Below are 15,532 nucleotides of genomic sequence, written 5' to 3'. Positions count from 1 at the left end.
TTAACTACCCGGGAGGCTTGAGCCTACTTGCCGCGGGCGGCGCGCTTTTCAGCCTGCTCGCGGTCGAAGTTCTCCCAGTATTCGCGCTGGGTGAGCTCGTTGGTGCCGTCCCAGGCGTCCAGGTTCTTAATCTCGGGCAGATCAGATGCCTGGAAAATCGGCTCGAGACCGGCCTTGCGCTGGGCCTCGTAGTTGCGGAGCACCTTCATGACCTGGGGCATCAGCAGGCAAACCGCGGTCAGGTTGACGATGACCATGCCGCCGTTGAGCAGGTCAGCGAGGTTCCACAGCAGGTCGATAGAGGCAATAGCGCCGAAGAAGACGAACAGGATCACGATGACGCGGAAGATGTTCATGGGCAGGTGCTTCTCGGTGACGAAGCGGATATTGGACTCGCCGTAGTAGTAGTTACCGATGATGGATGAGAAGGCGAAGAGGGCAATCGCCACGGTCAGGAAGTGAGCCGCCCAGGGGCCCAGCTGGCTTGAGAGCGCAATCTGGGTGAGGGTGCCTGCGGAGCTCTTGTCGCCGTAGGGGATATCGCCGGCTACCAGCACGATGAAGGCGGTGACGGAGCAGACCAGCATGGTGTCGAAGTAGACGCCCAGGGCCTGCACGAAGCCCTGCTTGGCGGGGTGGGAGACGGACGCGGTCGCACCGGCGTTGGGTGCGGTACCCATACCGGCCTCGTTAGAGAGCAGGCCGCGGCGCATACCCTGGGTGATGACGCCGATCAGAGTGCCGGTGACGAATTCCTTCAGGCCGAAAGCACCTGCGAAGATATCTGCCAGGACGCCGGGGACGGCACCCAGGTTCATGACGACGATAATCAGACCCAGAATCAGGTAGAGCACGGCCATGAAGGGCACCATAATTTCGGTGATCGATGAGATGGTGCGGATGCCGCCGAAAATGATGAAGGCTGAGATAACGGCAATTACTACACCAATGGCAACGCGGAAGCCCATAGCGCTGGTGTCTGATGCATCGATGCCGAATGAGGTTGCGGTTGCGCCAACGATAGCGTTGGTCTGCACGGCGACGAAGACGAAGGCGTAGGTGATGACGATGAAGGCAACGAAGATGAGCCCCAGCCAGCGGGCGTTAAGGCCGCGTGACATGTAGTAGGCGGGGCCGCCGATGTAGGAGTCCTCGCCCTTGCGCTTGTAGAGCTGGCCCAGCAGGGACTCTGCGAAGGCGGACGCGGCACCGACGGAGGCGATAACCCACATCCAGAAGACAGCGCCGGGGCCGCCCATGGTGGTAGCCATGGCAACACCGACGATGTTGCCCACGCCCACGCGGGAGGCAGCAGAGACGGTAAAGGCACGGAAGGCTGAGATGCTCTTCTTACCGTTGTACTCGGTGCCGGCGGGGTCCTTGAGGGTGCGGAACATTTCGCCGATTAGGCGGAACTGAACGCCTCGCGTTGCGATGGTGATGCCCAGGCCTACGGCCACCAGGGCGTACATGAGGAAGTTGGCCCAGAGGTTATCTGAGATGCCGGTGATAATCTCGGTTGTTCCAGCGGTGGATTCGTTAATCCAGTGCACTGCGTTGAGCAGAGTATCCATGCGTGCTCCAAATCGTTAAAAGGGCAGACCTGCCCGGGGTAGGGGGTGGGTGCGTCTGCACTTGGTGGGGCGCCTTAGCTGCGGCACGGTGGGCAGTAAGGGCGGAGAATCACCGGCGCTAGGGCGGTGAACACTAGGGGTAATTCTCACAGCTCGGTTGCGTTTGTGCAAAACACGTCTACTGTGATGGTACCTATCCTGTGAGATGGGGCGGACTGACGCTAGGCGCCGGGGCGCGGCGCGTCCGTGTTGTCGGTGAAGACGTCGGGGATGCCGTCCTCGTTCTCGTCGATGCTTTCCTTGAGCGCAATCTGCTTGTAGTGCTTATTGCGAACCGACAGGATCGTTGCGCCTAAGACCGCTGCGATAACCGAGCCGATCATAATGCCGATTTTGGCGTCCTCGGTGTGCAGGGAGCCCGACTCGAAGGAGAGCTCGGCGACCAGCATGGAAACGGTGAAGCCGATACCGCCGGTGACGGCTAGGCCAACCACGTCAATCCACTTGATATCGGAGTCTAGGTTGACGCCGCGGAAGCGGGTAATGAGCCAGGTGGTGCCGGTGATACCGATGGTCTTGCCCAGCACCAGGCCGACCATGATGCCGATAGCAACGGAGTCGGTGAGGGCTGCGCGCAGGCCGTCCCAACCACCAACGGCTACACCGGCGGAGAAGAAGGCGAAGAGGGGTACGCAGATGCCGGTGGAGAGCGGACGCAGGCGGTGCTCCAGGGTCTCAGCCAGGGAAGCGTGTGCGTCGGCCTGCTTGGCCTGGGCGGTCATGCGCACGGGCACGCAGAAGCCCAGGATGACGCCCGCGATGGTGGCGTGAATACCGGACTCCAGGAAGAGAGCCCAGGTGATAATACCCAGGGGGAGCAGGATAACCCAGGCCGCCCACTCGTGGTCGTGGAAGAGCTTTTCATGCTTGTGGGTCAGCCAGAAATATAGCCCGATGGGAATGATGGAGATAATTAGGTACCAGGCGTGGAAGTTGCTGGTGTAGAAGAGGGCGATAATGATGATGGCAATCAGGTCATCGACCACAGCCAGGGTCAGCAGGAAGGTGCGCAGGGCAGCAGGCAGGAAGGTGCCAACACCTGCCAGGACGGCGACCGCGAAGGCGATATCGGTGGCAGCGGGAATAGCCCAGCCGTGTACCGCAGTTTCGTTGCCGTGGTTAATGGCGAAGTAGATAATAGCCGGGGTCATAGCACCGCCGAAGGCTGCCGCTACCGGAACAATAGCCTTGCCCGGGTCGCGCAGGTCGCCCACCACGAACTCTTTTTTCAGCTCCAGTCCGGTGAGGAAGAAGAAGACCGTGAGCAGGCCGTCGGCCGCCCAGAGATGCATGTTCATCATCAGGTGGCTAAAGCCGGGAATGTTGAAGCCAAGTTCGGTGTCGCGGATGCCCTCGTAGAAGCTCGCTGCCTGGGTGTTAGCCAGGACGACGGCGAGCACGGTGGCGGCGAGCAGGATAAAGCCACCCACCGATTCCTTGCGCATAATCTCTGAGACGCGACTGGTCTCGGCGTATGATCCGCGCGAAAAGAGGGGGTCTTTGTGAGGCTCCTGGGTCATGCCTCTCCTTAGCTCAGGTAGGTGTCATCGCTTGCTTTAGGTTCCATTATGCTCCTTTAGTCCAGCTAATGTCGGAATCTGAGATGCAGAACTGCACACCGGTGTCCGCCCCTCATCTCACTCAAGGGGACCGCAAAACTTCAAAAGGACCGCATAATATGCGGTCCTTTTGAAGAAATCAGGTCCCCTCGGGGAAGGGACGAGGGGCAGGCAGGCGGACGCTAAGCGCCGGGGCGGGGTGCGTCCGTGTTGTCGGTGAAGACGTCGGGGATGCCGTCCTGGTTCTCATCCACGGTCTCCTTGAGCGCAATCTGCTTGTAGTGCTTGTTGCGAATCGACAGGATAAGGGCACCCAGCAGGGCGGCGGTGACCGAAGCGGTCAAAATCGCGACCTTAGCTGCATCGTTGTAGTCGGAGCCCAGGCCGAAGGACAGCTCGGCAATTAGCAGGGAGACGGTGAAGCCGATACCGGCCAGGGTTGCCATACCGATGACGTCAATCCACTTGATATCGGGGTCGAGGTTGGCATGGCGCAGGCGGGTGATTAGCCAGGTGGAAGCAGTAATACCAATCATCTTGCCGAAAATCAGGGCCAGAATAATGCCGTAGGCAATCGGCTCGGTGACTGCGTCAATGAAGCCCTGGAAGCCGCCGATAGCGACGCCCGCTGAGAAGAAGGCGAAGACGGGTACGCAGAAACCGGCGGAGAAGGGGCGCACGCGGTGCTCCATGACCTCGGCCAGGCCGTGGTGGGCGTCCGCCGCCTCGGTGCGCTTGTTCTTGCGCACGGGAATCATGAAGGCCAGGATGACGCCCGCGATGGTGGCGTGAATACCGGAGTTGAGGAAGAGTACCCAGACCACAAAACCGATGGGCAGCAGGATGAACCAGGATGCTGCGGGGGAGAGGTGGAAGAGCTTTTCACCCTTGCGCGCGATCAGGGCGTAGAGGGCAATCGGGATAATCGAGAGCGCCAGGTAGCCAATCTGTAGGTCAGAAGTGTAGAAGAGGGCGATGATAGTGATAGCGATGAGGTCATCGACCACGGCCAGGGTGAGCAGGAAGGTGCGCAGGGCAGAGGGTAGGTGGGAGCCAATGACGGCAAGGACGGACACGGCGAAAGCGATGTCGGTCGCGGCGGGGATAGCCCAGCCCCCGAGTGCTTCAGAGCTGCTGTTGAGGTTGACCAGTACGTAGATGATGGCGGGCAGGGCAACGCCACCTGCCGCTGCCACGATGGGCACCAGAGCCTTACCGGGGTTGCGCAGGTCGCCTTCGACGAATTCTTTTTTGAGTTCCAGACCGACCAGGAAGAAGAAGACTGCTAGCAGGCCGTCCGCTGCCCAGTGGCCGATGGAGAGTTTGAGGTGCAGGCCCCAGAAGTCTGCGCCCAGGTAGGTATCGCGTAGGCCGAAGTAGTGCTCGGCAGCCGCTGAGTTAGCAAAGATGAGGGCGAGGACGGTGGCAACCAGCAGGATGATGCCGCCAGTGGATTCCTTGGAGAGAATCTCTGAAATGCGCTGGGATTCCTTGTAGGATTCGCGCGATAGGACGGTGTTTTCTGATGACATAAACGCTCTTTGAGGTCGATGAGTAACGATAAACCGCCTACTCACCGGCCGCTTCTGAAAGATTCCCGGGGCGGACGCCTGTAGCGCCGCGGGCGCCTACCTTCAGGTGGAGCGGTGGTGAGTTGGGCGGGCCGACCAGTCTTCCCGGCACACCTTAGTAATCCAGCTTATCAAATGGGCGCGGGGGCGAGGAACTAGATGGCAGGAACAAGTTTTGGGAGCGAGTCATGCTAGCAAGAGGCTGGGCTGAGGGGTGCCTACCGAGACCTGGGGGCAAAAACTAGCCCTAAATAATCGATATTTTTCGCAAAACGCGCCAACACGGGTGCACCAGAAGCAGAAACCCTTTCGAAAGAAACTTAGACTAGGTATAGACAACCCCCAGTCCTCCCCACTGCACCGACCAGAGGAACCATGAGCGAAGAAACCCCCGCAGCCGCTATCGATGCCACCCGCTGGCTGACTGAAGAAGAGCGCGAAGGCTGGCTCTTTATCTCCTCCATTATGTTTAACCTGCCCGGCCAACTTGAAAGCCAGCTGCAGAAGGATTCGGGTCTCAGCTTTGTTGAGTACATGGTGCTCGCTATGCTGTCGGAGTCGCCCCAGCACAAGCTCACCATGACCGATCTTGCTCGGCAGACCAACACCCTGCTACCTCGACTGTCACGGGTGGTAACCCGTCTGGAGAAAGACAACTTTGTCGAGCGCAGCACTTGGGAGAAGGATCGCCGCGTCTCTATCTGCCACCTGCTACCCGGTGGTCTGGCTAAGGTGCAGGAGGCTGCCCCCGGCCATGTTGAGGCTGTTCGCCGCATTATCTTTGACCAGCTCAATGCCCGCCAGGTGAAGTCCCTGGCCAAAATTGGCAAGTCAGTATTAGGGGACAAGCCCAGCACGGTCATTAACGTCTCGAATGTAGCTTCTCTCGACTAGGCGAGTTAAACCCCTGGTAGCACCCGCTACGGCTATGCACAGTTCTTATCCACAGCTTTAAATCTGGATTATCGATAAAAACATGCCCCGGTCAGCCTGTTTAGGTGGCTGGGGCATCTTTTATCCCCACTTGTGGATAACTTTGTGAACAATATCCACTTAAAACGTGGAAAACCCTGCTTCCTGTGGGTAAAAGTGCAGTATCCACCGAGTTAAAGTGCCTCAAAATCCTGTTTTCCACAGAATTTATCCACACCCGTGGATAAGTGACATCCGTGTGATTTTCGAACAACACCGGGGTATTTTCGAAAGACTAACTCCCGAATTGCCCCACTCTACCCCGTATTCCCTCGAACATTTTCGAAACTCTCACCCGTGTAATTCGAATATCCCCAGTTTTATCCCCACCTGTGGATAACTTTCCCCGTTCTTAAGTGGAAAACTGTGGAAAACCCGCTGTCGGCGTCCGTCCGCCCCGTTTCAGGCCATTTTGCCCAGGGCTAAACAAGGGGACTTATCAAGTAACCTCCCGTGACCCCACGCGCCCCAGTGTGTAGAGTTAAACCCAGAAAGACCCAAAGAAGGGCCTTCAACGAAAGGAATGACCATGTCAGAAAAGTACGTTCTGCCTGAACTCGACTACGACTACGCAGCCCTCGAGCCCCACATCTCAGCCCGCATCATGGAGCTGCACCACTCCAAGCACCACGCCACCTACGTCGGCGGCGCCAACACCGCTCTTGAAAAGATGGAAGAAGCCCGTGAAAAGGGCGACTTCGCCAACATCGGCAAGCTCTCCAAGGACCTGGCCTTCAACCTGGGTGGCCACACCAACCACTCCATCTTCTGGAAGAACCTCTCGCCCGAGGGCGGCGACAAGCCCGTCGGTGAACTGGCAGCAGCAATCGACAACGACTTCGGATCCTTCGATGGCTTCCGCGCCCACTTCGAAAACGTAGCCCTCACCATCCAGGGATCCGGCTGGGCTATCCTGGCCTGGGACACCGTCGGTAAGCGCCTCGTCATCGAGCAGCTCTACGATCAACAGGGCAACATCTCCGTCGCCCTGATTCCCGTCCTGCAGCTGGACATGTGGGAGCACGCCTTCTACCTCGACTACCAGAACGTCAAGGGTGACTATGTCAAGGCCTTCTGGAACATCGTTAACTGGGAAGACGTTGCAGCCCGCTTCGACCGCGCTGTTTCCCAGACTAAGGGCCTCATCATTCCTGAGGCCTAAACCCCTCACGCCCCGCGTATAGGCAAAAAGCCGGGTGCCGGCGTCCGCTCCGATGAGAGAAGGACGCCGGCACCCGGCTTTTTTAAGGGCCACCCCGGCCCCGTAATACTGGCAGGTCAAGCGCTGGGGCACCTAGTATGGTGAGCAACATAAAGGAGTAGACCCATGCGCCCTGCCCGCATTTTCACGCCTGCCGCCCTGACCGCTGGCATACTCACCCTTACCGGCTGCGGCCTCTTCGGCAGTGACACCGAACCGGTCAGTACCGCCACCCCCAGCACCACCGAAAATCGCTCTATAGCCCGCCTGGTGGGCGTCATCGACGCCGACACCCTCAGCATGGAACGCGACGGCACCCCTATTACCGTTGACCTACTCGGTCTCGTCACCCCGCAGGCTAAACACGAGAACGAAGACATGCGCTGCCTGGCCCCCGAAGCCGCTGACTACCTGGCTAAGCTCCTTCCCATCGGCTCGCCCGTCACCCTCACCTACGACGAGGCCCTCGTGGCGGGCGAAACCAGCCAGCCTGACCCGTCCGTAAGCCCCACCGTCACCGTCAAAGCCGCAGTCACCCTCCCCGACGGGCGCATGCTCAATGCCGAAATGGCCCGGGCAGGGTTCGGCGTGGCTATTCCCGAAGGCGGTTCCACCCTTTACGACACCATCAGTGCAGCCCAAGACCAGGCCGACCAGCAGCAGGCTGGTATCTATAGCCGAACCATTGACTGCACCCTCCCTAGTCGTCTCAATTCAACTCTCACCAGTGTAAATAACGCTCAGGGAATAGACCTCAAGGAGCCCCTAGAAGCCGCCGACTCTCTCACCCGCCGCCTAGAAGAATACGAAACTGCCAGCGACCTGCCCCTGCTCTCAACCGTCGCCCAAACCCAGTCCGTCAAAACCCTGTGCGACGCCCTCGTTCGCGCCCGCGACAGCAAACGCATCGTCTACAACCTGGCAGAAGAAGCCGAACGGGAAAGACTAGAACGCGAAAAAGCAGAAAAGGACGCCAAAGGTGAACCCTCGGCCGAAGCTAGCCAGCCGCCAGCTCCCGACAAGCCTGCTGCGCCAGAAGAGACCCCGGCGTCAGAGCAGCCGCCTGCTCCCGAACCCACCTCAGCCAACCCGGACAACACCCACCCTGGTGATACACCCCACCCCGAAGACCTGGAAAGCCCTACTCTAACCCCCTAAATTCACCCACCAGACAAACACAAGGACGCCGCCCCTCGCCCTCCTGCCTACAGGCACGGAGGTGAGGGGCGGCGTCCGCTGCCGCGTTCAACCGTTTTTAGGAACCCGGGCGTACCGGAGTCGCCTCCGCCTCAGCCTTCTTCTGCTGGTTCACGCTGGTACCGTTTTCAGGGTAGAAATCATCGCCCAGAAGACTCTTCAGATCGGTCAGCTGGTTCTCTACCGCATCAAGAGTCACAATAGAACCAACCCACTGAGCCGGGGCAGCCTTCTGCCCTTCAAGTTCAGTGTAAAAAGCTGACGCCTCCTTGTAGATAGTTTCCCGCTCAGAAACTCGCTTTTGATCCTCAACCGAGGCATCAGCCGAAGTGTTAATCTCCCAGTTGCGGGCGTCCTCAACCTTAGCCTGGTGGGCCTGAATCTCAGCCGGAATCGTGCACTCAACACCCTTGGAATACAGGCCTGCACCCTCGTTGGCGGCATCCTGCTGGGCCTGAGAAATCTCGCCATAGAACTCATCTGTAGCGGTAGTAAAAGTAGTAGCCACCATGCCAGCCCGCGCCATATCCCGGTTGATAAAAGCATCACCCGCATACACCGCAGCCTCAACATAGCCGGTCGCCCCGCGCTGGGACTCATCAAAATTCAGAGTCACCTGGCTGCCCTCCGGTAGCTTCTCAGCCAGCAGGGCCTTTGACTCACTCACCAGGCAGTTAGAAGAGAGGGCCACACCGTTATCGGTGGGGGAAGAAGTGTTAATCAGGCGAACCTGCTTCTCAACCCCATCAAAACTGGCGGTAAAAGTATTAGCCGACTCAACCGATACCACCGTAGCCGTCATGCCATCAGTGTAAGTAATAGTCGGGGCGCTCGCGGTGCTACCGGCCGTATCACTGGACCCACAGGCTGTGAGAGACACCAGGGCGAGAGCAAGCAGCGGGGCTAAACGCTTCATCAAGCATCACCGTTCTCAGCGTTATAGGCGGCCTCGCGGTACATACCCAGAGGGCCCTGGTCCGCAAAGGCGCGCGAGTGGTTGTAGCGGTAAAGGCGCGGCGGGCGGTGACGGGTGCCCTCAACACGCTTACCTGTATCAATAATAGACTTGGACGCCGCAATCTGGCGGCGGAAGTTCGCCGGGTCAAGCGCCCGACCCAAAATCGTCTCATAGACCTCACGCAGCTGGGCGAGCGTGAACTCCTCACCCAAGAAGGAGTGGGCGATACGGGAGTATTCCACCTTATTCTGCAAGCGGTAGAGGGCGTACTCAACAATCTCGTTGTGGTCAAAGGCCAGGATAGGGAGCTCGTCAATCGGGAACCAGCGGATATTCTCGTGCACGCGGGTGCGGTTCACCTCAGTCTGGGGGATTGACGCCCAGTAAATCACCGACACCACACGCTCATGCCGGTCTTCCTCAGCAGGAACAGGCAGAGAGCCACCCTCACGCATAATCTTGTAATCCGGGGTGCGGTGCACATCGCCAAAAGCATAGAGCTGCTCAAGGTAACCCGGCACCAGGCCGGTCGCCCGCTGAAGGGTATAACCAGCCGCCTCTTCAAGAGACATATCGGGCTGGAGAGGGCCACCCGGAAGGGCCCACTGGCCCTTATAGGGCTCACGCAAACGGCGCACCAGAGGCAGCCACAGCGAATGGTGAGACTCGCCCTCCTTGCGGCGCAGAGCCAAAATCACGGTAGAAACAGCAAGCGAAACCGAGGTATGGTCGGCATCAAGATGTTCATCGTGGTGGGCCTGGGCGGCGTTCGGCAAAGTCATATGGCTCCCCGGTCGTAGGCAGTAAAAATCAGGACGCCCCACGGCGACCTCTACACCTATTCTAGTCAATCGGTCAAGAGATAAGCCCCGCCCAACACCCCGGGCACAAGCCCGGGAACAAAAACAAGGACGCAGGCAGGCAGCAACCTGCCCACCGGCGTCCTGGTGCGGGGAAAGCTACGAAATCTAAATTTTCAGCTCTCCCATTTCCTCCCAGTCGTTGCCGTCGATCGTGCGGGAAATAATCTTGGGGGTCTCGGTCAGCCAGGGCTTCATGGCCTCCAGCCCCTTGGCGAAGTGGTCTGACTCTACGTGAGCTGCCGCGGCGTCGTCCTCAAAAGCCTCAACGAGAACAACCTCGTTGGGGTCTTCCACACTCAGTGACCACTCAAACCACTTGTTGCCCGGCTCGGCGCGGGTAGCCTCGGTGAACTCGCGGGTAGCGGCCAAAAAGCCCTCGCGGTCGCCGTCCTTAACCTGATACTTCACAACAATGAAAATCACGGGTGCTCCTTCACTCGATTGATAACAGTTCACTTGCTATCTTTCCGAGGTAAAGAAGCAAAAACAAGGCAGAGACCAACTTCCCGTAACGAAGACGCCCTTCGAAAAGTGCACATGCCTGTCATTTTTTAACGGGAAGTTGCACTTTTCAGGGGGAAGCGGCCGTGAAGTACCCGACTAGCCGCCCAGCAGAGCAGGAACCCGGCAATCATGGTCAGCACGATGACGCCGCCGGTGGGCAGGTTGAAAGCCCAGGAAAGATAAAGCCCCACCGTGGTGTCACCGCCCCGAAGGCCGGTGCACAGACCATCATGCGCCCCAGGGTAGAGCAGAGCAGGCGGGCGCTCGCCGCCGGAACCACCAGCAGGGCCAGCACCGGCAGGCCCGCAGCTTTCGCGCTCTCCTTATCGAGCGATACCGCCACAATCTCCTTATGGAAGAGCCCCAACACAAGCGCCAGTACAGCCGCAATAGCCGCCGCCTGCCCGACGTCCGCCAGTGCAAGCCCCCTGAGCTCGAAGGCCGCTACCTGCTCACTGGCGGGCACGTCGATATCAAGGCATCTCTGGCAGGTGGGGCACTGAAGTTGGCGTTGAAAGACGAGACCGGGGTTGTCACCCGCGAAGCTACTGAGCGCTCCCTGAACGACGTGGTGCTGGGCCTGGGCGATAATACCCGCTTCACCCGCCAGGAGCAGATGATGGCCCCCGAGCTGAACTTCTTGGGCGAGGCCGGTAGCGAGTTCTGCGGCCTGCCACAGACCCAGTAGGCCGGTATTTTCTGGCCCGGCTGGAACACTCAGGATGTTGACTATGCCCAGCTCGCCGGGACGGTCACCCTGCACGCCGGGGGTGCTACCAAGGACACCACCATCGACGTTGATTTTGCTACCCACGCCCACGCCAACTGGGTCTTTACCGACCCAGGTGTCTACGGCTTCAATGTCTACTACAGCGCCCCGCTGCCCGATGGAACCATGGCCCACAGTGAGACCCAGTGCGCGGTCTTTGCTGTAGGTGGCGCGGTGATTGACGACTGCCTGGCTGCAGCTGAGAGCGCCCCCAGCCCTGAGCCCACTGCCCAGCCCAGTGATCAGCCGACCGCCGGGATAGCTGCCGGCCAGTCTGGCGCTAGCCACCAACTACCCAGGTTTTTAACCGGGGTACATGCACAAAAAGTGGGGTATGAAGTGTGGATGGCCTCGTACTGCCCCAGGGGACAAGCCTGGTTTCTCTTGCGATTGTTCAACAATTGTGTAATCTATGTCTATGACCTAGCACGCATTATGACGCCTCCGTCGCGTGCCCGCACCCTCAAGGAGAGACATGGCAGACGCAAACGCCCTGATCACCCCCAAAGACCAGGCCGCCAAGGGGCGCCGTGCAGCTCTGCTCGGTTCCCTCTTCCTCATGGCCACCAGTGCCATTGGCCCCGGCTTCATTACCCAGACCGGCCAGTTCACCTACCAGATGGGCGCAGCCTTCGCCTTCGCGATTCTGGTATCGATCCTCATCGACATCGCCGTGCAGCTCAACGTCTGGCGCGTCATTGGCATCTCCGGGATGAAAGCCCAGGAACTCGCGAACTCCGTCCTTCCCGGCCTCGGTATCTTCCTCGCTATCCTGGTCGCCCTCGGCGGCTTCGTCTTCAATGTCGGTAACGTCGCAGGCGGCGGCCTGGGCCTCAACTCCATGCTCGGCATGGACGCCACTACCGGCGGCATCATCACCGCCGCCCTAGCTATCGGCGTCTTCCTCTCCAAGCGAGCCGGCGTTGCCCTGGACCGTATCGTCGTGGTACTCGGCGCCGTCATGATTCTGGCAACCCTCTACGTCGCGATTGTCTCTAACCCACCCGTCGGTGAGGCCCTCAAGAACACCGTTATTCCCAGTGAAGTGAACTTCACCGTCATCACCACCCTGGTCGGCGGCACCGTGGGCGGCTACATCACCTACGCCGGTGCCCACCGCATGCTGGACGCCGGCATCCACGGCCCCGAGTACGTCAAGGACATCTCCCGCTCATCCGTCACCGGCATCGTCATCACCGGCATCATGCGCTTCCTGCTCTTCCTCGCCATTCTGGGCGTGGTCGCTACCGGCGTAGCCCTCGATACCGATAAGTCTATCGCCGGTCAGGCTTTCGGCATCGCCGCCGGTGAGATTGGAACCCGCCTCTTCGGTCTGATTCTCTGGGGCGCAGCAATCTCATCCGTGATCGGTGCGGCCTTTACCTCGGTGTCCTTCCTGACCACCGCTAAGACTTCCGTAACCGTTAAGAACGCCCTGACCATCGGCTTCATCGTCGTCTCAACCGTCGTCTTCATCGTTGCGGGCAAGGCCCCCGCCACCCTGCTGATCGTGGCAGGTGCCGTCAACGGCCTTATCCTGCCGGTAGGTTTTGCGGTGCTTCTTTTCGTAGCGACCTTCCGCGCCAAAACCCTGCTGGGTGGCTACCGCTACCCCGTCTGGCTTATCGTGATTGGCTGGGTCTCCTGGCTGCTGACCATCTACCTGGGCTACAAGTCCCTCAGCGGTATCGCCGCCCTCTGGGCCGGCTAGGAATCCGCCTGCCGCTGCAAAAACTTATCCCGCGAGGCCACCAGGTAACTGCGTAAGGCCTCGTGGGCGGCGGCCCGCTCACCGTGCTCGACCAGACCGAGCAGGTGGGCGTTCATCTCAACGTAGGGAGCGTGGAAGCCCCCGTCCTGGGCGTACTCAAAAAAGAGCAGGCGCATCTCGGCAAGCAACCGTGACATGGTGCGGCTCAGCCGCTCTGACCCGGCAGCCGCAACCAGAGCCCGGTGAAAATCCTGGTTGGCGTTGGCCATACCGTCCACCGACCCCGCATCCCGGGCTGCCCTTGCACGCGCGAGGGAGGCCCGGGCGTCCTTATTCTCCCCAGCGGGAGCCAAGTCAAGGGCGGCCGCCTGCACTGCCCACCGCTCAATAAAAAGCTCTCGCACCTGCGTGCTATCGGGGCGGGCCACAAAAACCCCGCGGTGGGGGATGCGCTGCACCAGGTTCTGCCCTTCAAGCTCGGTAAAGGCCTGGCGCAGGGTGTTGCGGGAGACGTCCAGGGTGGCGGCCAGCGCTTCTTCCGTGAGCTGGGTGGCGGGGGTGAGAACACCCGCATCCATGGCGGTGCGCAGGGCATATACAGCCCACTCGGACGCCCGCAACTCGATGGGGCGGTTACGGGCTATATTATCAAGGGACGCGGACGGCAGGGGTTCAGGGGCTAGGGAAGTCACCGTTTTATTGTACGGCGTGGGTCCCTGAGCGGGCCTAGGTCTCTACTCAAAGACCACCAGAACCTGGCCCGCGGTCAGGCGCTCGCCTGCCTGGGCGGGGAGCTCAGCCACAGTGCCGGCGGTTTCAGCCAGCACCGGAACCTCGGTCTTCATGGCCTCCAGCAGGGCCACCTGGTCGCCGGCGGCTACCTCATCGCCCACGGCAACGGTGTACTTAAGCAGGGCCCCGCCCATAGGGGCCAGCACCTGACCGGCGCCCGTCTGCCCCTGTCCGCTGGCGGGGGTGGCGGCGTTCGTACCCGAACCTAAAGAAGCAAACACCGAATCGGGCAGGCCCACCCGGTGCGGGGTGCCGTCAATCTCCAGGGTGAAGCGGGTGATGCCGGTGCCCGGGAAGACGCTGGCACCCACCGGCAGCAGGGGCTGACGGTAGGACGCCTGCACCCCGCTCCCAGCCTCGGCGCTGGCAGGGGTGGTGGTGGCGCCATCGCCCTGGGTGAGGGAGAGGAGGAGGGCGTCCTCAATCCAGGTCGTGTAGACCTCAAAGTCGCCGCTCTCGGCGGTAAAGGCCGGGGCCTCAAGCACCTGCCGGTCAAAGGGCAGCACGGTTGCCACCCCGGCGATGTCCATCTGGGCCAGGGCGAAGCGGGCTCGGCGCAGGGCCACCTCGCGGGTCGGACCGGTGACAATCAGCTTGGCCAGCATGGAATCGAACTCCCCGCTGACCACAGAACCGGGGCGTACCCCGGCGTCCCAGCGAATCCCGGGGCCAGAGGGCACGGTGATGGACTCAATGCGGCCAGCTGCAGGCAGGAAGCCACGAGCCGGGTCCTCAGCGTTGATACGGAACTCAAAGGCGTGACCGACCGGCTCAGGAGTCCCAGTAAAGGGCAGGGGCTTGCCCGCCGCGATATCAAGCTGCAGGGCCACCAGATTAACACCGGTGACCTCCTCGGTGACCGGGTGCTCCACCTGAATACGGGTGTTGACCTCAAGGAAGGAAATCGTGCCGTCAAGGGCCACCATAAACTCGGCGGTACCCACGCCCACATACCCGGCGGCCTGGAAAATCTCAGCGGACGCCCGCTCAATCTGGGCCCGCTGCTCAGCGGTGAGGAAGGGGGCGGGGGCCTCCTCCACCAGCTTCTGGTTACGACGCTGCAGGGAGCAGTCGCGGGTGCCAACCACCACCACATTCCCGTGGGAATCCGCAGCCACCTGGGCTTCCACATGGCGGGGCTTCTCTAGGAAGCGCTCAATGAAGCACTCCCCGTTACCGAAAGCAGCTACGGCCTCGCGCGAAGCTGAGACGAAGGCGTCCTCAACCTCGCCCAGCTCCCGCACGATGCGCATACCGCGCCCGCCGCCACCGTGGGCGGCCTTGATAATAGAGGGCAGGCCGTGCTCCTGGGCAAAGGCGCGGGCCTCTTCGGGGGAGGCCACGGGGCCGTCCGACCCCGGCGCCAGCGGGGCACCCACCGACTGGGCCAGCTCGCGGGCCTTAACCTTATCGCCCAGAGCCTCGATGGTCTCGGGGGCAGGGCCAATCCAGGTTAGCCCGGCGGCCATCACCGCCCGGGCAAAATCAGCGTTCTCCGCCAAAAAACCGTAGCCGGGGTGAACGTCGGTAGCCCCCGAGGCCACCGCAATAGCCAGTACCTTCTCCATATCTAGGTAGGTTTCGGCTGGGCCGGTGCCCTCTAGGGCGTAGGCTTCATCGGCCAGGGCGGTGTGTAGGGCCTCGGCGTCCGAATCGGCGTAGACTGCCACCGACGCGATCCCCTGGGCGGCGCAGGCGCCAATAATACGGACGGCAATTTCGCCACGGTTAGCAACGAGAACTTTACGCATGCGGGGGCTCACTTTTCGGTCGGGGTAGGGGTGGTCTGGGGTGGAGTTAG

Annotated in this window: 14 protein-coding genes and 1 pseudogene; 6 read left to right on the top strand and 9 right to left on the bottom strand. The window is 60.7% G+C overall.

Annotated elements, in window-relative coordinates:
- Window positions 1-23: 23 nt before the first annotated feature.
- The 3 genes from E4U03_RS06445 to nhaA (E4U03_RS06435) all read right to left on the bottom strand — a co-directional run bounded on the left by E4U03_RS06445 (window position 24) and on the right by nhaA (E4U03_RS06435) (window position 4,725).
- A complete protein-coding gene (locus E4U03_RS06445) occupies window positions 24-1,574 on the bottom strand; it encodes an alanine/glycine:cation symporter family protein (RefSeq protein ID WP_135012596.1) in 1,551 nt (516 codons plus the stop codon).
- Window positions 1,575-1,795: 221 nt separating this feature from the next.
- A complete protein-coding gene (gene nhaA, locus E4U03_RS06440) occupies window positions 1,796-3,154 on the bottom strand; it encodes a Na+/H+ antiporter NhaA (protein ID WP_135012594.1) in 1,359 nt (452 codons plus the stop codon).
- Between the two features lie 221 nt (window positions 3,155-3,375).
- The gene (nhaA, locus tag E4U03_RS06435) at window positions 3,376-4,725 is read right to left on the bottom strand and encodes a Na+/H+ antiporter NhaA (RefSeq protein WP_135012592.1); all 1,350 of its coding nucleotides are present in this window, start codon (window positions 4,723-4,725) and stop codon (window positions 3,376-3,378) included.
- A gap of 414 nt (window positions 4,726-5,139) precedes the next feature.
- On the opposite strand from nhaA (E4U03_RS06435), the gene E4U03_RS06430 reads away from it, so the two are divergent.
- From E4U03_RS06430 to E4U03_RS06420, 3 genes are all read left to right on the top strand, one after another.
- Window positions 5,140-5,658, top strand: coding sequence for a MarR family winged helix-turn-helix transcriptional regulator (locus E4U03_RS06430; RefSeq protein WP_135012590.1), 519 nt, complete (start codon window positions 5,140-5,142; stop codon window positions 5,656-5,658).
- A gap of 607 nt (window positions 5,659-6,265) precedes the next feature.
- Window positions 6,266-6,898 carry a superoxide dismutase gene (locus tag E4U03_RS06425; RefSeq protein WP_135012588.1) on the top strand — a complete coding sequence of 211 codons (633 nt, stop codon included), beginning with the start codon at window positions 6,266-6,268 and terminating at the stop codon, window positions 6,896-6,898.
- A 165-nt stretch (window positions 6,899-7,063) separates the two neighbouring features.
- Complete coding sequence (locus E4U03_RS06420) at window positions 7,064-8,095, top strand: thermonuclease family protein (RefSeq protein ID WP_135012586.1); 1,032 nt, start codon at window positions 7,064-7,066, stop codon at window positions 8,093-8,095.
- Between the two features lie 97 nt (window positions 8,096-8,192).
- Here E4U03_RS06420 and E4U03_RS06415 read toward each other — a convergent pair whose 3' ends face one another.
- The 4 genes from E4U03_RS06415 to E4U03_RS12805 form a co-directional block, all read right to left on the bottom strand.
- Complete coding sequence (locus E4U03_RS06415; protein WP_135012584.1) at window positions 8,193-9,053, bottom strand: thermonuclease family protein; 861 nt, start codon at window positions 9,051-9,053, stop codon at window positions 8,193-8,195.
- Window positions 9,050-9,874 (bottom strand): NUDIX hydrolase, encoded by an 825-nt coding sequence (locus E4U03_RS06410; protein WP_135012582.1) that lies wholly within the window; start codon window positions 9,872-9,874, stop codon window positions 9,050-9,052. Before E4U03_RS06410 ends, E4U03_RS06415 begins: the two co-directional genes overlap by 4 nt.
- A 186-nt stretch (window positions 9,875-10,060) precedes the next feature.
- Entirely contained in the window at window positions 10,061-10,378 is a 318-nt protein-coding gene (locus tag E4U03_RS06405; RefSeq protein WP_135012580.1) for a putative quinol monooxygenase, read from the bottom strand.
- 214 nt (window positions 10,379-10,592) lie between these two features.
- Window positions 10,593-10,802: a metal ABC transporter permease gene (locus E4U03_RS12805; protein ID WP_167752338.1), complete on the bottom strand. Its 210-nt coding sequence runs from the start codon at window positions 10,800-10,802 to the stop codon at window positions 10,593-10,595.
- 9 nt (window positions 10,803-10,811) lie between these two features.
- Between E4U03_RS12805 and E4U03_RS12800 the strand changes: the two genes are divergently transcribed.
- The 3 genes and pseudogenes from E4U03_RS12800 (at window position 10,812) to E4U03_RS06390 (ending at window position 12,939) form a co-directional block, all read left to right on the top strand.
- Window positions 10,812-11,147: a hypothetical protein gene (locus tag E4U03_RS12800; RefSeq protein WP_167752337.1), complete on the top strand. Its 336-nt coding sequence runs from the start codon at window positions 10,812-10,814 to the stop codon at window positions 11,145-11,147.
- 6 nt (window positions 11,148-11,153) lie between these two features.
- Window positions 11,154-11,381 (top strand): annotated as a pseudogene (locus E4U03_RS13730) (choice-of-anchor M domain-containing protein); the annotation flags it as partial.
- Window positions 11,382-11,703: 322 nt separating this feature from the next.
- Entirely contained in the window at window positions 11,704-12,939 is a 1,236-nt protein-coding gene (locus E4U03_RS06390) for an NRAMP family divalent metal transporter (RefSeq protein ID WP_135012578.1), read from the top strand.
- On the opposite strand, the gene E4U03_RS06385 is transcribed toward E4U03_RS06390, so the two are convergent.
- Together E4U03_RS06385 and E4U03_RS06380 are read right to left on the bottom strand one after the other, a co-directional pair.
- Window positions 12,936-13,631 carry a GntR family transcriptional regulator gene (locus E4U03_RS06385; protein ID WP_135012576.1) on the bottom strand — a complete coding sequence of 232 codons (696 nt, stop codon included), beginning with the start codon at window positions 13,629-13,631 and terminating at the stop codon, window positions 12,936-12,938. The two genes, E4U03_RS06390 and E4U03_RS06385, sit on opposite strands and share 4 nt — an antisense overlap.
- 42 nt (window positions 13,632-13,673) lie before the next feature.
- The gene (locus E4U03_RS06380) at window positions 13,674-15,482 is read right to left on the bottom strand and encodes an acetyl/propionyl/methylcrotonyl-CoA carboxylase subunit alpha (protein ID WP_135012574.1); all 1,809 of its coding nucleotides are present in this window, start codon (window positions 15,480-15,482) and stop codon (window positions 13,674-13,676) included.
- Between the last annotated feature and the right edge of the window lie 50 nt (window positions 15,483-15,532).

Source organism: Rothia nasimurium, from assembly GCF_004569295.1.
Taxonomy (GTDB): domain Bacteria; phylum Actinomycetota; class Actinomycetes; order Actinomycetales; family Micrococcaceae; genus Rothia; species Rothia nasimurium_B.
This window is presented reverse-complemented; position numbering and strand designations above follow the sequence as displayed.

Bases quoted from the DNA above. Each gene is read 5' to 3' on its own strand.
- E4U03_RS06445 (WP_135012596.1), bottom strand. From the start codon at position 1,574: ATGGATACTCTGCTCAACGCAGTGCACTGGATTAACGAATCCACCGCT.
- nhaA (WP_135012594.1), bottom strand. From the start codon at position 3,154: ATGACCCAGGAGCCTCACAAAGACCCCCTCTTTTCGCGCGGATCATAC.
- nhaA (WP_135012592.1), bottom strand. From the start codon at position 4,725: ATGTCATCAGAAAACACCGTCCTATCGCGCGAATCCTACAAGGAATCC.
- E4U03_RS06430 (WP_135012590.1), top strand. From the start codon at position 5,140: ATGAGCGAAGAAACCCCCGCAGCCGCTATCGATGCCACCCGCTGGCTG.
- E4U03_RS06425 (WP_135012588.1), top strand. From the start codon at position 6,266: ATGTCAGAAAAGTACGTTCTGCCTGAACTCGACTACGACTACGCAGCC.
- E4U03_RS06420 (WP_135012586.1), top strand. From the start codon at position 7,064: ATGCGCCCTGCCCGCATTTTCACGCCTGCCGCCCTGACCGCTGGCATA.
- E4U03_RS06410 (WP_135012582.1), bottom strand. From the start codon at position 9,874: ATGACTTTGCCGAACGCCGCCCAGGCCCACCACGATGAACATCTTGAT.
- E4U03_RS12800 (WP_167752337.1), top strand. From the start codon at position 10,812: ATGGAAGAGCCCCAACACAAGCGCCAGTACAGCCGCAATAGCCGCCGC.
- E4U03_RS06390 (WP_135012578.1), top strand. From the start codon at position 11,704: ATGGCAGACGCAAACGCCCTGATCACCCCCAAAGACCAGGCCGCCAAG.
- E4U03_RS06380 (WP_135012574.1), bottom strand. From the start codon at position 15,482: ATGCGTAAAGTTCTCGTTGCTAACCGTGGCGAAATTGCCGTCCGTATT.